Source organism: Streptosporangium sp. NPDC000563 (assembly GCF_040299985.1).
In the GTDB taxonomy this organism is placed as follows: Bacteria; Actinomycetota; Actinomycetes; order Streptosporangiales; family Streptosporangiaceae; genus Streptosporangium.
Window position 1 is genome coordinate 250629 of the sequence record NZ_JBEPDA010000005.1, and the last position, 18049, is coordinate 268677.

The window sequence follows — 18049 nt, forward strand, 5'->3', positions numbered from 1 at the left end:
CGCCCTCCCCGCCGACCTTTCGATCTTCGATGCTCATGCGTCCGACCGTACGATCATCGCGGCCCGGCCGGGCCCTCCATCGCGAAACGGACATCTAGTCGGCCGAGAGGCGTCCGGCGAGCCGGTCCAGGCCCTGCCTGATCATCTGCCCGTACCCGTCGTCATCGAGTGCGCCGACGGCGGCGCGTCCGCGTTCGAGGTGGTCGCGTGCCCGGTCGAGGTCGCCGAGCCTGCGGTAGGCGTCACCCAGGTTGAGGTGCAGGGATGGGTAGAAGCCGCTCACCGAACCGGCGACGCCCACCTGCCGGGCCCGCTCGTCGGTGACCAGGTCGGCCGCCTCCAGGGCGCGCAGGTCCCAGAGCAACTCCTCCTTCACCTCGTCCTGCACATCGGCCATCCAGTGAGCGAGAGCGCACCGGTGCAGAGGATCGCCCGTCACCCCGATCTCCTCCCACAACTCGGAGAACAGCCTCCGAGCGGCCTTCCGCTCACCCCGCCTGCCCAGATCGGCGGCATGGCCGATCCTGGCCATCATCACATCGGGTGTCACATCGGGCTCGGTCATGCGGTCTCCTCGGCGGAAGGTCAACGGTGCGGCGACTGTAGCGACGGCCACCGACACAATCCGCTGTGGACCGTTCGGCACGGTGAAGGCGGTTCACGGTGACGCGCCCCCATCGCCCGTAACACGCGTTCCCCGCCCGTAACGCGCACCTCCCGCCCGTGATACGCACCCGCCGACCGTGACACGCACCCCCGGCCCGTGATGCGGACCCGTCGGCCGAATAAGTGTTTTCACCTCGTGTGTCCTCCATGGAACGATCACGTCATGCCGATCGACCCGCACCTGCTCGCACTGTTCACCGTGACCGCGAGCATCGCCATGCTCGCCCCCGGACCGGACATGTTGTTCGTCCTGGGATGTGGAATGCGCGGTGGCCCTCGCGCCGGCCTGCTCGCCACGGCCGGGGTGGCGACGAGCGAGGCCATCCACATCGCCGTGGCGGCGGCCGGACTCGCCGCCCTCTTCGCCGCGGCACCGTTCGCCTTCACCATCCTGCGCATCGCCGGAGCCGCCTATCTGATCTATCTCGGCGTGCAGATGATCCGTCACCGCAACGACGTTCGGAGCGAGATGGCGGAGGGCGGCGGCGGGATGTCGGGCCGCCGGGCCTATCTGAACGGCCTGCTGACCAACCTGCTGAACCCGAAGATGGTCACCTTCACGATCGCCTTCCTTCCCCAGTTCATCAACCCGCAGCTGGGTCACGTCTGGATGCAGTTCGCGATCCTCGGCGTCATCCTGATCGCGTTGGAATTCCTCGTCGACGGTACGGTCGGCGTGCTCGCGGGACGCATCGGCGGATGGCTCCGTCAACGGCAGGCCGCTCGCCGTCGTATCGAGGTCGCCACGGGAAGCCTGTTCATCGGCCTGGGAGTACGGCTCGCCGTCGAACGGTGACGTCACGGGGCTGTCGCCTGGAACGGTGCCGTTCCGGCATCGTTCCAGGCGACGGGAGTCCCCCGGGCAGCCCGCGCAGCATGACGTGTTTTATCCGGTTCCGCTCCCCGCCGGGTCCCTCACCTTTCGCGGTCAGATCGCGTCTGACCTGCTCGCACCCCTCGCGTCGAGTAAGACCGGGTGAGACGGGACAGCTTTTTCGTGGCGGCTGGAAATGATGCCTCATCAGCACACATAAGGAGGAGTGTCAGTCAAGCGAGTTGATGAGGAGAGTCGCCATGGGACCGCCCGCGGACAACGAGCGGCTGGTCAGATTCGAGGCCGTCTACAACCGGGCCTACGGCCAGATCACGGCCTATGCCGCGCGCCGCTGCGATTCGCCACAGGACGCGGCGGACGTCGTGGCGGAGACCTTCACCACCGCCTGGCGGCGGGTGGACGAGCTGCCGGAGGGAGAGGAGGCCACGCTCTGGCTGTACGGCGTGGCGCGCAAGATACTGGCCAACCACTACCGAGGCGACAACCGTCGGCGGACACGCCGTACCGAGCTCGATGCCAAGATGGCCGACCTGTACGGAGACTCCCCTGACAGCAAGGTCGAGCTCGGGGCGATCGGCCAGGTCTTCCGGACCCTGTCCGACGAGGACCGTGAGCTGCTGTCGCTGGTCGCCTGGGAGGGCCTGGATCGCGAGGAGATCGCGACAGCGCTCGGGGTGTCGCGCAATGCCGTACGCATCAGGCTTCACCGTGCCCGCAGACGCTTTTCCCGAGCCCTCGCGGAGGCCGAGGTCCACTTCACGTCAGAGAGCCGGTTGATACCGACGGAGAGGCCGCTATGAAGAACATCGACGAGATCGAGGCGGTGAAGTCGCTGGCCAGGGTCGCACCTGGCGGGCAGGGAGGTGACCCGGCCGACGCGGAGGCGCGGGCGTTGCTGGCCGCGATCACCTCGGAGGAGCCTGGCACGGTGACGAGGATCCGCAGGTACGCTCCCCGACGTCTCGCCCTGGGACTCACGGCCGCGGTCGCGCTCACCACGGGGGCTATGGTGGGCCTGAACGGTTTCGGAGCGTCGAGCTCCTGGGCCGTCACCAAGGCCGCCGACGGGACGGTGACCATTCAGGTCCGCGACTTCCGTGACGCTGCGGGCCTGGAGAAGCGACTGAAGGACCTCGATGTTCCCGCCGTCGTCGACTACGTTCCCTGGGGACAGCAGTGCCGCCAACCACGCGGCAAGCACGTGACGAGCATCCCCCACGGTCTGTACAGCGTGCCGGAGAACATCCCCGGTGAAAAGCACGGCTGGCAGATGCGGATCGACACCAAGCGCTTCAGGGCAGGTCAGACCTTCGTCTGGACCATCAGCGCCCCCGAGAGCGGGCAGGGCAGCAGCAGCACCACCTATCTCATGGAAGGACCGGTGGCGCCCTGCGTACCCGCACCCGCCTCCGCCCCGGGGGAGGCAGGTGCGGAATTCCGGAACGCGACGCTCAAGGGCCGTTCGCTGGAAGGATTCCGGGTGGACGAGAAGACCGTCGGCGAGGTCCTGCCGGAGCTCAGGGAACGCGGTAGGAAGGTCATCTTCCTGATCATGGCCGTCCCGCCGGGAAACCCCGGAGGTTTCGGCGAGGAGCGTACGCAGGAGGAGCCCGTCGGTGACGACTGGATCGTCTGGGAGGCGGAGGAGAACGCCAAGGGGGTGATCCGCCTGCTCGTCACGGAAGAGCGCTACGACGACAACCCCGTCTACGGAGGCCCGCGAGAGGCCGTCGTCACCGAGTAGCCCTGCCATTGCGAACGACCGGCCGTCGGCGGGGGGACGTGCAGGGGTTCAGTCCTGCGCGCGGGGATCGCGTCGACTCCGTAGACCGCGCCGGCGAGACCGCCGGTGACCGCGATCGGAGTGATTCACGTGTCCGACGGCCGGTGCGGCGAACCCCAGTCCCACAGTGCCTGGAGGACGGGGCCGAGATCGCGCCCGCGGGAGGTGAGGCTGTAGCGCACCCGGGGCGGCCAGTCGGGGCGGCGGTGGCGATCCAGCACACCGGCCTCGGCCAGGTGCGCGAGCCGGTCGGACAGCACCTTGTCCGACAGCGCGGGCAGTGCCTGGCGAAGCTCGCTGAACGTACGGTCGCCCCGCAGCAGTTCACGGATGATCAGGGTCGTCCAGCGTCCGTGCAGGGCCGCCAGGGTGATCTCCACCGGACATGACGGGGTGGGTTCTGTGACGTTCGCATGGGGATGGTCGGGCAGGCCCGAGTAACCAACCGTTTGGTGAGCCACGAAGGCGCCTCCTAGCGTTTCCGCGTCCGAGTTGTTTCTACCGAAACGGAGCGATGATGCGACAGCTTGCCGAACGTCCGGAGGATGTGCCCACCGTCTTCGCCGAGCGCTTCAACGCCGGTGACGCCGACGCGGTGGCGGAGATCTACGAGAGCGACGCCGTGTTCGTCTCGGAATCCGGCGCGCCGCTGACCGGAGAGCAGATCAACATCGCCAACGGCCGTTTCCTGGATCTGGGACTGCCGATCACCGTCCGTCCGCGACACGTCCACACCACGGGCGACCTCGCCCTGCTGATCGTCGACTGGGTGATCGACGGCACGGACCGCGGGGGCCGACCCGTGCACTTCCAGGGCACCGCCACCGACGTCGCCCGACGGGGACAGGACGGGTACTGGAGGTACGCCATCGACAACCCCTTCGGCGCGGTGGAGAAGGGGTGAGGGTCTCCTCGGTCGCCGGAGCGACCGAGGGATCCACCGCGCCAAGGGAAGTCGGCGAAGAGTCCGTCTCAGCTCAGGAGATCTGAACTCCCGCTGCCTCGGTCGTCGAGGACGAGGGCGGACCGCCCGTTGACCGTGTAGCGGATGTGCGTGACCTCGGGGGTGTGGATCACCCTGGTGGGGATGAGCTCGATCGCCTCCTTCTCCGCGAGGCCGAGGCCGAGATCGGCGCCCGGCCTCGTACCCGCGCCCAGGCCCGCGTCCAGATCGGTCCCCGCGCCCAGGCCCGCGCCGATGTCGGCGCCGAACAGGCTCATCCCCCTGCCGAGCACCACCGGGACGATGTGCAGTTCCAGCTCGTCCAGCAGACCGGCCTGGAACACCTGGCGCAGCAGGGTGCCGCCTCCGGCGATCGCCACGTTTTTGCCCCCCGCGACGGCGCGTGCCTGCTCCACGGCACTGGCGACGCCGTCGGTCACGTACGTGAAGCTCGTCCCGCCCTGCCGCATCAGGGTCTCGCGGGGGCGGTGGGTCACGACGAACACCGGCGCGCGGAACGGCGGCTCGTCACCCCAGGGAACCTCGCCTCCGTCCGCCATGTTCCGCCCCATGACGTAGGCCCCCGCGGCCTCGAACGACTCGGCGATGATGTCGGAGTTGACGTCCTTCTCACCACCCGCGAAGCCCTGCCGCTCGCGCCAGGCCATGGCGTCGATCACCCACCGGGTGACCCGGAAGAAGCCCGCGGCCTCCTCCGATTGCAACCAGCCCGACCGCTCACCGGTGTGTCGCGGACCGGCGTAGTAGCCGTCGAGGGACACCGACATCTGTGCCGTCACCTTTGTCATATCGCTTCGCTCCTGTTCCGGCGGCCCCCCGCTGGGGGCCGCTCGGTAGAGGATCGGAGCCGCGGACCGGATTTCTACCTGCCAGGAGACAGAAAGTTCGGCGGACTTCGATATCGGATGTCGGTGACCGCGTCACGAGAGCTTCAGCGGTCGCGACACGAAAGCGTGCAGCCACACGAAAGTGTGCAGCCATCCGCGCAGCCGCCGGCCTCCGACACCGTGCCGCCGGACAGGGGGGCGGCGGGGACGGTGCAGCAGGTGTCGCCGCGCCATGCCTCGCGGCCTTCCTTGACCGCCACGGCGGCGATGACCAGGGCAGCGACCGGGTCGGCCCAGGACCAGCCGAACAGGCTGTTGAGCGCCAGGCCCACCAGCAGCACGGCCGACAGGTAGGTGCACAGCAGGGTCTGCTTGGAGTCGGCGACGGCGGAGGCGGAGCCGAGCTCGCGGCCCGCGCGACGCTGCGCGGCCGACAGGAACGGCATGATGGCCAGGCTCAGGGCGGCCAGGACCAAACCGGGAGTGGAGTGCTCGGCTTCGCCGGTACCGAGCAGGGCCCGGACGGCGTCGAAGGTGACGTAGGCGGCCAGCGCGAAGAACGACAGCGCGATGACCCGCAGCGCGGCCCGTTCCCGGCGTTCGTGGTCGGTGGCGGAGAACTGCCAGGCGACCGCGGCGGCCGAGGCGACCTCGACGATGGAGTCCAGGCCGAAGCCGATCAGGGCGGCGGAGGAGGCGACGGTGCCGGCGGTGATGGCGACGGCGGCCTCGATGACGTTGTAGGTGATGGTCGCGGCCACCAGCAGCCGGATGCGGCGCGCCAGCGCGGCCCGCCGGGCCGGGGTCGGGCCGAGTGTGACGGAGACCATCAGCAGCAGCCCCGCTCGTCGGCGTCGGCGCAGGTGCGTTCGGCGTCGGCCGCGACCGCGACGACGGCGCCACTCAGGTCTGTGAGTGCGTGACCGAGCCGGGGGTCGGCCAGCTCGTAGCGGGTGCGGCGGCCGACCGGGACGGCGACGACCAGGCCGCAGTCTCGTAGGCAGGCCAGGTGGTTGGACAGCCGGGTGCGGGAGATGCCCAGAAGGTCGGCCAGGTCGGCCGGGTGGGCGGGAGCCTCGCGCAGCGCGAGCAGGATCCGGCAGCGGATCGGATCGGCCAGCGCGCGGCCGAAGCGCGCCAGGACCTCGATCTCGGAGGCGATCGTCAACATACCATCATTAGTACAGGGTTCCCTGAATTCAGGGAACCCTGTACTAATGATGGTCGAGCGAGTGCGCTCCGGGACGACCGAAGACACACGGCGATCGGCGCGCATCGGGCACGACGAGCCGAACGCCCGCCCGCCGACACCTCATCAGGCATCCGCTGACGCTCTCGTTTCGCCCGGCGCCGCCCCGCCGCGGTTCGGCTCGGCTCGCGCGGCGGGCGGCGCGACCGCCGCCCGGCCGGTTACCGGTGCACGCCACCGGACGACGCGATCTCGCGGCCGGTCGGCTCAGCTCGCGCAACGGGCGGCACGCCGCAGGAGGAACCGCTGTTCAGGTCGGCTACCGGCCAGCCGTGCGGCCTCCCGGTACGCCGAGGACGCGGCGGCGGTCTCCCCCGCCCGGTCGAGCAGGTAGGCGCGGACGGCGAGCAGCCGGTGATGACCGGCGAGCATCCCGGATTCCAGCTCGTCCAGCAGCTCCAGACCGGCACGCGGTCCGCGTGCCATCCCCAGCGCGACCGCCCGGTTGAGGGTGGTGACGGGGTTGGGGTGCAGGCGCTCCAGGATCTCGTACAGCTCCAGGATCTGCTGCCAGTCGGTCGCCTCGGCCGACGGTGCCTCGTCGTGTATCGCCGCGATCGCGGCCTGGACCTGGTACGGGCCGAGCCGGCGGGTCGCGAGCGTATGGGTGAGGATCTCGGTCCCCTCCGCGATCGCCTCGGCGTCCCAGCGGGACCGGTCCTGCTCCTCCAGCGGCACGAGCACCCCGTCTGGGCCCGTACGCGCCGCGCCGCGCGCCTCGGTGAGCAGCATCAACGCCAGCAGGCCCGCGACCTCGCCGGAGTCGGGCAGCCGCGCGTACAGCCGCCGTACCAGGTGGACGGCCTGTCCGGTGAGGTCGGGCCGGCGCAGGTCCGAGCCGGAGCTGGCGCTGTAGCCCTCGTTGAACATCAGGTACAGCACGTGCAGCACGACCCTCAGCCGAGGCCCGTGCTCGGGATCCGGAGGCAGCTCGAACCGCGCCCCGGCCTCCCGCAGGCGCTGCTTGGCCCGCGAGACGCGCTGTCCCATCGTCTTCTCCGGCACCAGGAAGGCCGCCGCTATCTCGCCGGTGGTCAGTCCGGCGACCGCCCGCAGTGTGAGCGCCAGCTGCGACGAGACGGTCAACGCCGGGTGGCAGCACAGGAACAGCAACTCCAGCAGGTCGTCACGGGCCACCTCGGCGTCCGGCGGCGGCGCGACCAGCGCGTCGCGCGGCGTGGCGTCGAGAGCGGCCCTCTCCCGGCGCTCCCGTGCGCTGTCGGCCCGGACCCGGTCGATGTACCGATTCGCCGCGACCTTGTTGAGCCAGCCCAGCGGGCGGGCCGGGACACCGTCACGCGACCAGGCGTCCGCCGCGGTGATCAGCGCCTCCTGCACGGCGTCCTCGCAACGGTCGAAGTCCCCGTACCGGCGCACCAGCGAACCGAGCACCCGGGACGCCGACGACCTCAGCAGTTCCTCGACCGACTCAACCGAGTCGTCCAGCTCAGCCGAGTCGTCCAGCTCAGCCGCCCCAGCCGTTTCAACCGGCTCGATCAGCCCAGCCGGCTTGACCGCTTCGACCGCCTCGTCCGCTTTGATCGGCTGAACCGGCTCATCCGGCTTGACCGGCTCGAAAGGCTCGTCAGACCTCGTCACTCGCCCAGTCACGTCCCATCAGCGGCCACACCTCCAGGCCACCGCCGTACAACGTCCCCGGATAGGCCCGCGCGATCTCCAGCGCCCGCTCCTCGTCGTCCACCTCGACCACGAAGTAGGAGCCGACGAACTCCTTCGCCTCGACGTACGGGCCGTCGGTGACGACCGCGTCACCACCCACCCACCGAACCGACCGCGGCCTGGGCATCAGCCCTTCGGACTCAAGGAGCTCCCCCGACTCACGCAGCGTCTCGTTGAACCCGTCGACCTTGGCGATCAGACTCGCCATGTCCTCCGGCGCGAGAGCGTTCCAGATCTCCTCGTTGCCGTAGATCAGCATCAGATACTTCATCGTGCCGTCCTCCTTGTTGATAGCGGACCGTATCGTGACAGCACGACGATCCTTGGGGAAGCCACTCCGTGGTCCGGGAAAATGCCCGGCCTCCGACTCGATGTGCCGCCCGTCGTCGGATTACCAGGCACTCATGCGGTCGGGTAGGCCGTTCCCCGGATGAGGAAGGACATCGGTGTACGCACCGCGGGCAGCAAGAAGCGCTCCAGAGCGGTGATGGTGAACCCGGCCTGCTGGATCACCAGCGCGCTGTCGCGACCGGTGTGACAGCCACCGGCCAGGCGCGGCCAGACGGTGGCGTCCAGCAGGTCCTGCACCCACCTCATCCCTGCCGAGTCGGCGCGTACGTGCTCCAGGAACCGCAGCTGCCCACCCGGAGCCAGCACCCGGCGCATCTGGCTCAGCGCCGCGTGCGGGTCGGGCAGCGAGCACAGCACCAGTGAGGCCACCGCGGCGTCGAAAGTGCCATCGGCGGCCGGAAGGTGCTCGGCCAGGCCCTCGCGGACCTCGACAGGGACCGGTGCCCGTACAGCCGCGGCACGGGCCAGGTGACGCAGCCGCGGCTCCGGCTCGATCGCGAGCACGCGCGTGACGGTGGACGGGTAGTGGGCGAAGTTCAGCCCGTTTCCCGCACCCACCTCGATCACCTGACCGGACAGGCCCTCCAGCAGCGCCTGGCGATGTCCGGCCAGCCCTCGCTTCTCCACGACCCGGCTGATGCGGGCATAACAGCGGGCGAAGAGCGGATGGTCGACACTCGTGGCAGCCATGCTGTTCTTCTTCCCGCTCGTCACCGTCTCACCGGGTGAGGGCGGGAGCAGACGGTTTCCCCATGAGGGAATGACCGGTCCGCGCCGTTCCACCGTCGCGCTCGGTCACCGCGGTCGTACGATCCGGAAGAAGTGCCGAATGTCGGAGATCAGCAGGTCGGGGGCCTGCAGCGAGGCGAAGTGGCCACCTCGGGGGTGATGGGACCAGTGGGTGACCGTGTTCGAGAGCTCCGCCAGCCCGCGGATCGCCCGGTCGCCGGGAAAGTTCGCCACACCCGTCGGGACCGGTGAACGCTCGGGAGGTCGGCCCCACGACTCGCCTGCTTCCAGATAGAACCGGGCCGCCGATCCGGCGGTCGCGGTCAGCCAGAAGATCGTGACATTGGTCAGGACGGTGTCACGGTCGACGGAGGTCTGCTCGGTTCCGGCGGGGTCCCAGTCCACGAACCACTCCAGGTTCCAGGCGAGCTGACCGACCGGGGAGTCGTTGAGCGCGTACGCCAGAGTCTGCGGCCGAGTACCCATCTGCGTGGCGTAGCCGGAGCGGCCGTACCACCACATCTCGTTCTGCTCGGCCTGCTCCCTCTCCGCCTCCGAGAGCGTGTCCAGCATGCCGGGATCGGCCGGGGTCGCGGCGTTGGCCAGCGCGTTCACGTGGATGCCGATGACACGCTCGGAGTCCCCCCGGCCGATCTCCGGGGAGACGACGCTGCCCCAGTCGCCGCCCTGGGCGCCGTAGCGCCGGTATCCCAGGCGTCGCATCAGCTCGGCCCAGGCCCGCGCGACGCGGGTGACCCCCCAGCCGGTCTCCCGCGTCGGCCCGGAGAACGCGAAGCCCGGCAGCGACGGGATGACGACGTGGAAGGCGTCCGCCGGGTCCCCGCCGTGTGACCGCGGGTCGGTCAACGGCCCGATGAGGTCCAGGAAGTCGTACACCGTGCTCGGCCACCCGTGGGTGATGATCAGCGGAGTGGCGTCGGGCTCGGGCGAGCGTACGTGCAGGAAATGGATGTTCTGCCCGTCGATCGTCGTGGTGAACTGCGGGACCTTGTTGAGGCGGGCCTCGTGCTCCCGCCAGTCGTAGCCGGTACGCCAGTGCTCGACCAGTTCGACGAGGTAGTCCTTGTTCACGCCGTAGGACCAGCCGACGCCGGGAAGTTCGTCCGGCCAGCGGGTGCGGGCGAGGCGGTCTCGCAGGTCGTCGAGTTCGGTCTGCGGAATGTCGATACGGAAGGGCGTTTCTGTGCTCATGCCGCCCACCCTGTGCCCCGTGTAGGACAGCTCCGTTCCTATACAGGGGCGATAGTGGAGGAATGTTGGAAACACCCGCTCGACTGCTGCGACTACTGTCGTTGCTGCAGACGCACCGCGACTGGTCCGGTACGGAACTCGCCGAGCGGCTGGGAGTCACCACCAGGACGGTACGGCGCGATGTCGACAGGCTTCGTGAGCTGGGCTACTCGATTCGCGCCTCGATGGGCCCGGTCGGCGGTTACCGGCTCGGAGCCGGTTCCTCGCTACCCCCGCTGTTGCTGGACGACGAGGAGGCGGTCGCGGTCACGGTCGGCCTGCACAGCGTGGCAGAGGTCGAAGGGGCTTCGCTGCGCGCCCTGACCAAGATCGAGCAGATGCTGCCGTCCCGGTTGCGACACCAGGTCATCGCGCTGAGAAGCGCGGTGGTCGCGATGTCTCCCGAGAGCGGCCCGCCGGTGAAGGCGGCGGTGCTCACCGCGATCTCGGCCGCGATCCACGCTTCCGAGGGGCTGCGTTTCGACTACGTCAGCCATCACGGGGCCGAGTCCCGCCGCGGCGTCGAGCCACATCGCCTCGTCTGCTGGGGACGGAAGTGGTATCTGGTCGGCTGGGACGTCGAACGGGCCGACTGGCGCACCTTCCGGGTCGACCGGATCTCGCTGCGAACGCCCAACGGCCCTCGGTTCACCCACCGAGAACCACCCGACGGCGACGTCACGACCTGCCTGTGCAGAAAGATGGGCTTCGAGATGTGGCCACTCCGCGCCAGGCTGCGGATGCACGCCTCCGCGACGGACATCGCCGGACGCGTCAGTGGAATCGTGACACCCGTCGACGACCACACCTGCCTGCTGGAAATCGCCACGGACTCGTTCGATCTCGTCGCGTTCACCGTAGGCATGCTCGACGTCGACTTCGAGGTCGAATCTCCCCCGGAACTCGCCCGGCATCTCCGCGAACTGTCCCACCGCTTCGCCAACGCGACCGCCCTCCCGTGACGAGGATTCCGCCCGTCAGGAGAACGTCCCGGACAGCGGCGACGCGCCTGCTCCCCGAAGCCGTGACCTCATCTCACCAGACGCTGTGCGAGATCGACCAGCTCGGGCAGGCGCAGCACCCGCTCACCGGCCCCGGGCAGCGGGACGTGCAGGGGTTCGGTCCAGCGTACGGGGATCGCGTCGGCTCCGTAGACGGCACCCGCGAGACCGCCGGTGACCGCGGCGACGGTGTCGGTGTCACCGCCCAGGTCGATCGCGGCGCGTACCGCGTCCGCGTAGCCGGAGGTGGTACGCAGTGCCCAGAGCGCCGAGCCGAGGCAGGGCCAGACGGCACCGTTGGGCTCGGTGGCGTCGTCGGGGTGCCAGTGTGACGCGAGAACGACGGAGTATCGCTCGCGCTGGTCGGGATCGACGAGGGCGAGGCTGTCCGGCAGCGCGGCGACGGGGTCGCCGCCCTCCAGCGCCACACGCAGCAGATCGTGGAAGATGGCCGTTCCCTCCCAGGCCGCGGGGTCGCCGTGGGTGAGCGCGGCGATGCGGCGGGCGGCGTCCATGGTGGCGGTCTGCCCGTGCCGGGCGAAGTAGACCGCCGAGGTGGTGGCCCGCATCAGCGAGCCGTTTCCCGCGGCGCGGTGGTTGACCTGGAAGTGGGTCGCGGCCGCGCGGTCCCAGGGCATGCCGTTGGTCAGGACATCCTCGGTCTGCAGCCCGATGTCCTTGGGATCGGAGGCCGCCCAGCGCTGAAACCTGGCGAAGACATCCGGTAGGTCCAGCCCTTCGCGCTCCAGCAGCGACTCGGCCAGGTGCAGGGCCATCTGCGTGTCGTCGGTCGCCTCCCCGACGTCCCAGCCGCCGCCCCCGCACATCTCGTTCTCCTTGCCGGGAACGTCGCCGGGAGTGTTGCCGGGAACGCTGTCTGGAACGCCGCCGGGAGCACTGCCTGGAACGCCGCCTGGAACGGGAAACCGGGCGGAGAACGCCCCGGCGGGACCGAATTCGAAGGGGGCGCCCAGCGCGTCGCCCACCGCCGAGCCCACGACGGCACCGATGGCACGGTGTGTACGGTTCATCGCGGCAGCCTACAGAAGGACATCTCCGGCACCGAGCCTCGAATCCTCCGACTTCGACGGGAGCGGCGGCGCATCCGTCGAAGGCTGCGGCACTCACCACGATCTTCGACCGCGTTCCGAGCCTCCGAGGGGCCGCGAAATTCGCTTCGTGTCGTGCGGGAGAGGTTCTACTGTGGCCGGGTGGCGACTCAGATGATCATCATCAACGGTGGTTCCAGCTCGGGGAAGTCCGGGATCGTACGGTGCCTGCAGGCCGTTCTTCCGGATCCGTGGCCGGCGTTCGGCGTTGATTCGTTCATCGACGCGATGCCCGCGAGGATGCGGGCGTCGACCGAAGGGCTCGAGATCACCGCGGACGGCGGGGTGAGCGTCGGGGCGGACTTCATGGAGCTGCAGACGGCCTGGATGCGGGGCGTCGTAGCCATGGCCCACGCCGGCGCCAGGGTCATCGTCGATGACGTCTTCCTCGGTGGAGCCGCCACCCAGCAGCGGTGGCAGAGGCTTCTGGGCGAGCTGGACGTGCTGTGGGTCGGTGTGAGGTGCGAGGGTGCGGTCGCCGCGGGCCGTGAGATCGCACGCGGTGATCGGGTCCAGGGGATGGCCGCGTCGCAGGCGGAGGTGGTTCACGACGGCGTGATCTATGACGTGGAGGTGGACACCACGCATACCGAGTCCCTGGCGTGCGCGCGGATCATCGCCGCCCGGGTCGACTGATCGACGAAGCGGCCCTGTAGAGCGACCATCTCCAAGATCAGAATTTGACCACGACCATCGGCCCGTCGAGACCTCCCCGCCAGACACATCGACGCCCCAATCCGACATAAAACCCAATAAGCGGACATACGGGACGACGCCGAAGCGTCCAGGAACACAAACCGGTAACGGCTCGTGCCCGTGCGATCACAACGCTTGACAGGAGGGCTCGTTTGCAATGTTATGCACTTAACCGACTTATTAAGTAGGAATTAAGGAGTAACCCATGAAGGCTCGCAGGCTCCGGGGGACGGCAGTGGCACTGGCCGCGGTCACGGTGACAGCCCTCGCGGCGGCCTGTGGAGGAGGCGGGGGGTCCTCCGGCAGTGACGGCGCCACGGCGAAGACAGAGGTCCGCCTCGGCTTCTTCCCCAACATCACGCACTCCACGGCCCTGGTCGGGGTGCAGAAGGGGCTGTTCGCCAAGGCGCTCGGCGACGACGCGACGCTGAAGATCTCGACCTTCAACGCCGGCCCGGCCGCGACCGAGGCGATCTTCTCCGACGCCATCGACGCCACCTACATCGGGCCGAACCCGGCCATCAACGCCTGGTCGAAGTCCAAGGGCGAGGCGATCAAGATCGTCGCGGGCGCGGCGTCCGGCGGCGTGTTCCTCGTGGTCAAGCCCGAGATCAACGGCGTCGAAGACCTCAAGGGCAAGAAGATCGCCACACCTCAGCTCGGCAACACCCAGGACGTCGCGCTGCGCTACTGGCTCCAGGAGAAGGGCATCAAGACCGACACCAAGGGCGGCGGCGAGGTCTCCATCCTCCCCCAGGAGAACGCCCAGACCCTGCAGACCTTCGCCACCGGCGACATCGACGGCGCCTGGGTGCCCGAGCCCTTCGCGAGCCGTCTGGTCCAGGAGAGCAAGGGCAAGATCCTCCTCGACGAGACCGAACTCTGGCCGAACAAGCAGTTCGTGATCACGCACCTGATCGTGCGGCAGCAGTTCCTCAAGGAGCACCCCGACCTGGTGAAGAAGCTGGTCGAGGCGCACGTCGAGGCCAACGAGTTCATCAAGTCCGACCCGGCGGGCGCCAAGGAGTCGATCAACGCGGAGCTGAAGGAGCTGAGCGGCAAGCCGATCGCGCAGGAGATCCTGGACAGCGCCTTCGGCAACATCACCTTCACCAACGACCCGATCGCGTCCTCCCTCGCCGGCAGCGCCGAGCACGCCCAGAAGGTCGGCCTGCTCGACCCGGTGGACCTGAACGGCATCTACGACCTCACGATCCTCAACGAGGTCCTGAAGGCCAAGAGCCAGCCTGCCGTGAGCGACAAGTGACCGGTCCGAGCGAGCACCACAGAACAGAAGAGTCGAGGCGGCACCACCGGTCACCATCCGGCGAGCCGCTGGTCAGGGAGGCGAAGTGACAGCTCCGATCCAGGAGCTGCGCCCCGGCCGGACCGACGGGCACGAGCCCGCGGTCCGGCTGGACGCGGTTTCCAAGGTGTACGGCAGGGAGCTGTTGGCCCTGGACCAGGTGACGCTCTCGGTGGACAGGGGCGAGTTCGTCTGTCTGCTGGGGGCGTCCGGCTGCGGCAAGAGCACGCTGCTCAATCTCGTCGCGGGTCTCGACCGTCCCACCGCCGGGGAGATCGACACTCGGGAGGCCCGCATCGCGATGATGTTCCAGGAGCCCGCCCTGTTCCCCTGGCTCACGGTCTCAGGGAACATCGAGCTGGCGCTCCGGGTGACGAGTTCGGGCAAGACCACGAAGAAGGAGCGCCAGGCGCGGGCGAAGGAACTCCTGGAGATCGTCCACCTCGCCGACTTCGGCCACAAGCGCCCGCACGAGCTCTCCGGCGGCATGCGCCAGCGGGTCGCGCTCGCCAGGGCCCTCGCCCAGGAGGCCGACGTACTCCTCATGGACGAGCCCTTCGGCGCCCTCGACGCCATGACCCGCGACCTGCTCCACGACGAGCTGGAGCGGATCTGGCGGGAGCGCGAGCTGGCCGTCCTGTTCGTCACCCACAACGTGCGCGAGGCCGTACGGCTCGGCGACCGGGTCGTCCTGCTGAGCAGCAGGCCCGGCACGGTGATCGAGGACTTCCCCGTGACGCTGCCGCGGCCCCGCCGTACCGACTCCGCCGAAGTGGCCGAACTCGCCTCCACCATCACCGACCGGTTGCGCCAGGAGGTGTTGCGCCACGCCCAGCCGGCGGCGCAGCGGCCCGCCGGCACCGGGATCGAGAAGTAGCGGGTGACCAATGACTGCTGATCTCTCCCAGCACATCGCCGGCCTGGACGCGCTGGAACTGTCCCACCGGGAACGACAGAGCCTCGCCTCCAGGATCTGGGCCAGAACCTGGCCGATGCTCTCGGCGATCGCCCTCGTCCTCGCGGTCTGGGAACTGGTCGTGCTCAGCGGCTGGCGCCCGGAGTACGTCCTGCCCGGCCCCTTTACCGTCCTGGCGGATCTGTGGAACCGCCTCGGTGAGGCCGAGTTCTACCAGGCCGTGGCCGTGACGATGCGCCGCGCGGTCACCGGGTTCGCGGTCGCGGTGCTGGTCGGGCTCGTGGTCGGCGCGGCCGTGTCACGGGTCAAGCCGCTGCGGGCCGCGCTCGGCTCCCTCATCACCGGCCTGCAGACCATGCCCTCCATCGCGTGGTTCCCGCTCGCGATCCTGTTCTTCAAGCTCAGCGAGAGCGCGATCCTGTTCGTGGTCGTCCTCGGGGCGGCACCGTCGATCGCGAACGGGCTGATCGCCGGCGTGGACTACACCCCGCCGATCCTGCTCCGCGCCGGGCACATCCTCGGCCTGCGGCGCCTCGCGCTCTACCGGCACGTCATCCTGCCCGCGTCACTGCCGTCGTTCCTGTCGGGACTCAAGCAGGGCTGGGCGTTCGCGTGGCGATCCCTGATGGCGGGCGAACTGCTCGTGATCATCGCCCATCAGGCGTCGATCGGCGAGCAGCTCGACAACGCCAGGGAACTCTCCGACGCCCCCGGCCTCCTCGCCACGATGATCGTGATCCTGGTCATCGGCATCGTGGTGGACATGTGCTTCGGCGCGGCGGACAACGCCCTGCGGCGTCGCTGGGGCCTCGACCAGGGCGTCGGCTGAGAGCGCGGCGGCAGCGGCGACACGGTCACCCGCGTTCGACCGGTCGCCGCTGCCGGACCACGACGGCGTCCCGCAGCCGTGGGACCGTACCGACGAACCACCCACGCGCCCGGACGGCGTCGTCGGCGCCACCGGAAGACCATCGACGTCGCGGGCGAAACCGGCGGCCATTCCCAAGATCAGAATTTGACGACGATCGGTCGAACGTGTTGTTCCGCCCTCTCCAACCGGGCTAAACAGGTTCACATGACAGAGACACCAGCAGCCGGACGCCCCCTGCCGCGGCCACCGGTCGCCGATCGGCGGACCTGGCAGAAACAGATCGACGAACTCCGGGCCAAGGAGAAGGCCCACACCAGGGCCGGAGACGCACTCGCCGCCGAACGCCGTCGGCTGCCGATGGTCGAAGTCGATCCGCGGACTCCGCTGATCGGAGCCGACGGCCCGGTGCCGTTGATCGACATCTTCGGCGGCCGGTCCCAACTGATCGCCTACTTCCAGATGTGGCACACCGGTAAGCCCGCTGCGAAGCAGTGCATGGGCTGCACCTTCTCCACGTCCCACATCAACGAGTTGTCCTACCTGCACTCGCGGGACGTCGGCTACGCGACCTTCTGCCAGGGACCGTACGAGGAGAGCTCGCGCTACCGCGACTTCATGGGCTGGACGATTCCCTGGTACTCGGTGCCGCAGGACGCCGTGGACCGATTGGTCGCGGACCGGTACTTCGGCATCCTGGTCACCTATCTCCGCGACGACGACAAGGTCTACGAGACCTACTGGACCACCGGCCGCGGCAACGAACTGATGGCACCGTCGTACGGACTGCTGGATCTGACCGTCTACGGTCGGCAGGAGTTCTGGGAGGACTCGCCGGAGGGCTGGCCTCAGCGTTGGGACACCCGAGGCGACCAGTTCCTGCTGGACGGCCGCCCGACCGCCCAGTGGTCACGGATCAAGGCCGGATACGACGACGACCTCGGCACCTCGTCCGGCGGTGATCACCAACCGCACTGCCACTGAACGGGCATCCGTCAGGGGAGAGAATCCACTGCTCGCCGCGCCAAGAGCGACCTGAGCCGATCCGCCGCGAGCGCCGCCGCCCAGATCAAGCAACCCTTCCACTGCCTCCTTGCCGCACGCGGCACGGGCCGCGACCGGCGATCGCTCGGCGACCTCGGGGTCGTCGCGCAGGCTGTCGTGCGCGACCACGCGCGGCACGCCCAGCGGCGCCGGCCCTCGGATCACCACCGCGGGCAGGCCGAGGAGCCGCCTCACACGTCATCTCGCGCGAGGGCGCCGGCGCGGAGCAGTCGCCACAGGCCGGCGAAGGCCAGGGTGGCCGTCACCGCGCTCATCCCGAGCCGTCCCCAGTGACCGGTCTCGAACTCGAACGCGGTCTGGCGCAGCACCTCCACGGAATGAACGGCGGCGCCCTGCTCGAACATGATGTCGTTGCGCGGCCAGAAGTACAGGACCGAGAACAGGAACTCGCCCAGCAGCAGTGACAGCAGGCTGCCGCCGGCCCACAGCCGCGTGTCCCGGATGGGCCACACCAGGATCAGGGTCGCCACGGAGGCGATCACGGTCACCGCGCCCATCGGCGGGAAGAAGTCGGCGGGACCGCTCACCACGAAGAACTCCACCGACTCGGCCAGGGAGGCCGGCACGTCGTGGAACACGTTGGGGTAGATGACGATCGTCTCTACCGCGATACCCCCGAACGCCACCATGGCGATCCAGACGTACGCGGTAAGGACGGCGAGAGAAAGTCGATGTCGCATCAGCAGGCTCACCTAACGGGTGGGAAGCTCGGACCCGGTCACGCTACGAGTCCGCCCCTCGCCCCGTCGTCGG

The 18049-nt window shown here is 69.1% G+C and carries 21 protein-coding genes; 10 read left to right on the forward strand and 11 right to left on the reverse strand.

Annotation, left to right across the window (positions count from 1 at the left end; all coding sequences use genetic code 11):
* Positions 1 to 94: 94 nt before the first annotated feature.
* A complete protein-coding gene (locus tag ABT352_RS16205) occupies positions 95 to 565 on the reverse strand; it encodes a hypothetical protein (protein ID WP_350945618.1) in 471 nt (156 codons plus the stop codon).
* Positions 566 to 829: 264 nt separating this feature from the next.
* Between ABT352_RS16205 and ABT352_RS16210 the strand changes: the two genes are divergently transcribed.
* The 3 genes from ABT352_RS16210 (at position 830) to ABT352_RS16220 (ending at position 3245) form a co-directional block, all read left to right on the forward strand.
* The gene (locus ABT352_RS16210) at positions 830 to 1462 is read left to right on the forward strand and encodes a LysE family translocator (protein WP_350945619.1); all 633 of its coding nucleotides are present in this window, start codon (positions 830 to 832) and stop codon (positions 1460 to 1462) included.
* A 278-nt stretch (positions 1463 to 1740) separates the two neighbouring features.
* The gene (locus ABT352_RS16215; protein WP_350945620.1) at positions 1741 to 2301 is read left to right on the forward strand and encodes an RNA polymerase sigma factor; all 561 of its coding nucleotides are present in this window, start codon (positions 1741 to 1743) and stop codon (positions 2299 to 2301) included.
* Positions 2298 to 3245, forward strand: a complete 948-nt coding sequence (locus ABT352_RS16220; RefSeq protein ID WP_350945621.1) for a hypothetical protein — start codon at positions 2298 to 2300, stop codon at positions 3243 to 3245. The genes ABT352_RS16215 and ABT352_RS16220 overlap by 4 nt, the downstream gene beginning before the upstream one ends.
* 125 nt (positions 3246 to 3370) lie before the next feature.
* Here ABT352_RS16220 and ABT352_RS16225 read toward each other — a convergent pair whose 3' ends face one another.
* The gene (locus tag ABT352_RS16225) at positions 3371 to 3745 is read right to left on the reverse strand and encodes a winged helix-turn-helix transcriptional regulator (RefSeq protein ID WP_350945622.1); all 375 of its coding nucleotides are present in this window, start codon (positions 3743 to 3745) and stop codon (positions 3371 to 3373) included.
* A gap of 53 nt (positions 3746 to 3798) precedes the next feature.
* Here ABT352_RS16225 and ABT352_RS16230 point away from each other — a divergent pair, with 53 nt between their 5' ends.
* Complete coding sequence (locus ABT352_RS16230; RefSeq protein WP_350945623.1) at positions 3799 to 4188, forward strand: YybH family protein; 390 nt, start codon at positions 3799 to 3801, stop codon at positions 4186 to 4188.
* 68 nt (positions 4189 to 4256) lie between these two features.
* Here ABT352_RS16230 and ABT352_RS16235 read toward each other — a convergent pair whose 3' ends face one another.
* The 7 genes from ABT352_RS16235 to ABT352_RS16265 all read right to left on the reverse strand — a co-directional run bounded on the left by ABT352_RS16235 (position 4257) and on the right by ABT352_RS16265 (position 10296).
* Positions 4257 to 5036 carry a dihydrofolate reductase family protein gene (locus ABT352_RS16235; protein WP_350945624.1) on the reverse strand — a complete coding sequence of 260 codons (780 nt, stop codon included), beginning with the start codon at positions 5034 to 5036 and terminating at the stop codon, positions 4257 to 4259.
* A gap of 143 nt (positions 5037 to 5179) precedes the next feature.
* Positions 5180 to 5905, reverse strand: coding sequence for a cation efflux transmembrane domain-containing protein (locus ABT352_RS16240; RefSeq protein ID WP_350945625.1), 726 nt, complete (start codon positions 5903 to 5905; stop codon positions 5180 to 5182).
* Positions 5905 to 6246 (reverse strand): ArsR/SmtB family transcription factor, encoded by a 342-nt coding sequence (locus ABT352_RS16245; protein ID WP_350945626.1) that lies wholly within the window; start codon positions 6244 to 6246, stop codon positions 5905 to 5907. Before ABT352_RS16245 ends, ABT352_RS16240 begins: the two co-directional genes overlap by 1 nt.
* A gap of 285 nt (positions 6247 to 6531) precedes the next feature.
* Positions 6532 to 7923, reverse strand: a complete 1392-nt coding sequence (locus ABT352_RS16250; RefSeq protein ID WP_350945627.1) for an RNA polymerase sigma factor — start codon at positions 7921 to 7923, stop codon at positions 6532 to 6534.
* Positions 7910 to 8275 (reverse strand): YciI family protein, encoded by a 366-nt coding sequence (locus tag ABT352_RS16255; RefSeq protein WP_350945628.1) that lies wholly within the window; start codon positions 8273 to 8275, stop codon positions 7910 to 7912. The genes ABT352_RS16250 and ABT352_RS16255 overlap by 14 nt, the downstream gene beginning before the upstream one ends.
* Positions 8276 to 8406: 131 nt before the next feature.
* The gene (locus ABT352_RS16260; protein WP_350945629.1) at positions 8407 to 9045 is read right to left on the reverse strand and encodes a class I SAM-dependent methyltransferase; all 639 of its coding nucleotides are present in this window, start codon (positions 9043 to 9045) and stop codon (positions 8407 to 8409) included.
* 105 nt (positions 9046 to 9150) lie between these two features.
* Positions 9151 to 10296: an epoxide hydrolase family protein gene (locus tag ABT352_RS16265; protein ID WP_350945630.1), complete on the reverse strand. Its 1146-nt coding sequence runs from the start codon at positions 10294 to 10296 to the stop codon at positions 9151 to 9153.
* Between the two features lie 62 nt (positions 10297 to 10358).
* Between ABT352_RS16265 and ABT352_RS16270 the strand changes: the two genes are divergently transcribed.
* Positions 10359 to 11297, forward strand: coding sequence for a helix-turn-helix transcriptional regulator (locus tag ABT352_RS16270; protein ID WP_350945631.1), 939 nt, complete (start codon positions 10359 to 10361; stop codon positions 11295 to 11297).
* Between the two features lie 68 nt (positions 11298 to 11365).
* On the opposite strand, the gene ABT352_RS16275 is transcribed toward ABT352_RS16270, so the two are convergent.
* Positions 11366 to 12367, reverse strand: coding sequence for an ADP-ribosylglycohydrolase family protein (locus ABT352_RS16275; protein ID WP_350945632.1), 1002 nt, complete (start codon positions 12365 to 12367; stop codon positions 11366 to 11368).
* A gap of 180 nt (positions 12368 to 12547) precedes the next feature.
* Here ABT352_RS16275 and cpt point away from each other — a divergent pair, with 180 nt between their 5' ends.
* The 5 genes from cpt to ABT352_RS16300 all read left to right on the forward strand — a co-directional run bounded on the left by cpt (position 12548) and on the right by ABT352_RS16300 (position 17215).
* Positions 12548 to 13081, forward strand: coding sequence for a chloramphenicol phosphotransferase CPT (cpt, locus tag ABT352_RS16280; protein WP_350945633.1), 534 nt, complete (start codon positions 12548 to 12550; stop codon positions 13079 to 13081).
* A gap of 265 nt (positions 13082 to 13346) precedes the next feature.
* A complete protein-coding gene (locus ABT352_RS16285) occupies positions 13347 to 14408 on the forward strand; it encodes an ABC transporter substrate-binding protein (RefSeq protein ID WP_350945634.1) in 1062 nt (353 codons plus the stop codon).
* 85 nt (positions 14409 to 14493) lie between these two features.
* Positions 14494 to 15324 (forward strand): ABC transporter ATP-binding protein, encoded by an 831-nt coding sequence (locus ABT352_RS16290; protein WP_350945635.1) that lies wholly within the window; start codon positions 14494 to 14496, stop codon positions 15322 to 15324.
* 10 nt (positions 15325 to 15334) lie between these two features.
* Positions 15335 to 16192 carry an ABC transporter permease gene (locus ABT352_RS16295; RefSeq protein ID WP_350945636.1) on the forward strand — a complete coding sequence of 286 codons (858 nt, stop codon included), beginning with the start codon at positions 15335 to 15337 and terminating at the stop codon, positions 16190 to 16192.
* A 246-nt stretch (positions 16193 to 16438) separates the two neighbouring features.
* Positions 16439 to 17215, forward strand: a complete 777-nt coding sequence (locus ABT352_RS16300) for a DUF899 family protein (protein ID WP_350945637.1) — start codon at positions 16439 to 16441, stop codon at positions 17213 to 17215.
* Between the two features lie 251 nt (positions 17216 to 17466).
* Here the strand turns inward: ABT352_RS16300 and ABT352_RS16305 are convergent, their stop codons facing one another.
* Positions 17467 to 17976: a hypothetical protein gene (locus ABT352_RS16305; protein WP_350945638.1), complete on the reverse strand. Its 510-nt coding sequence runs from the start codon at positions 17974 to 17976 to the stop codon at positions 17467 to 17469.
* Positions 17977 to 18049 lie beyond the last annotated feature (73 nt).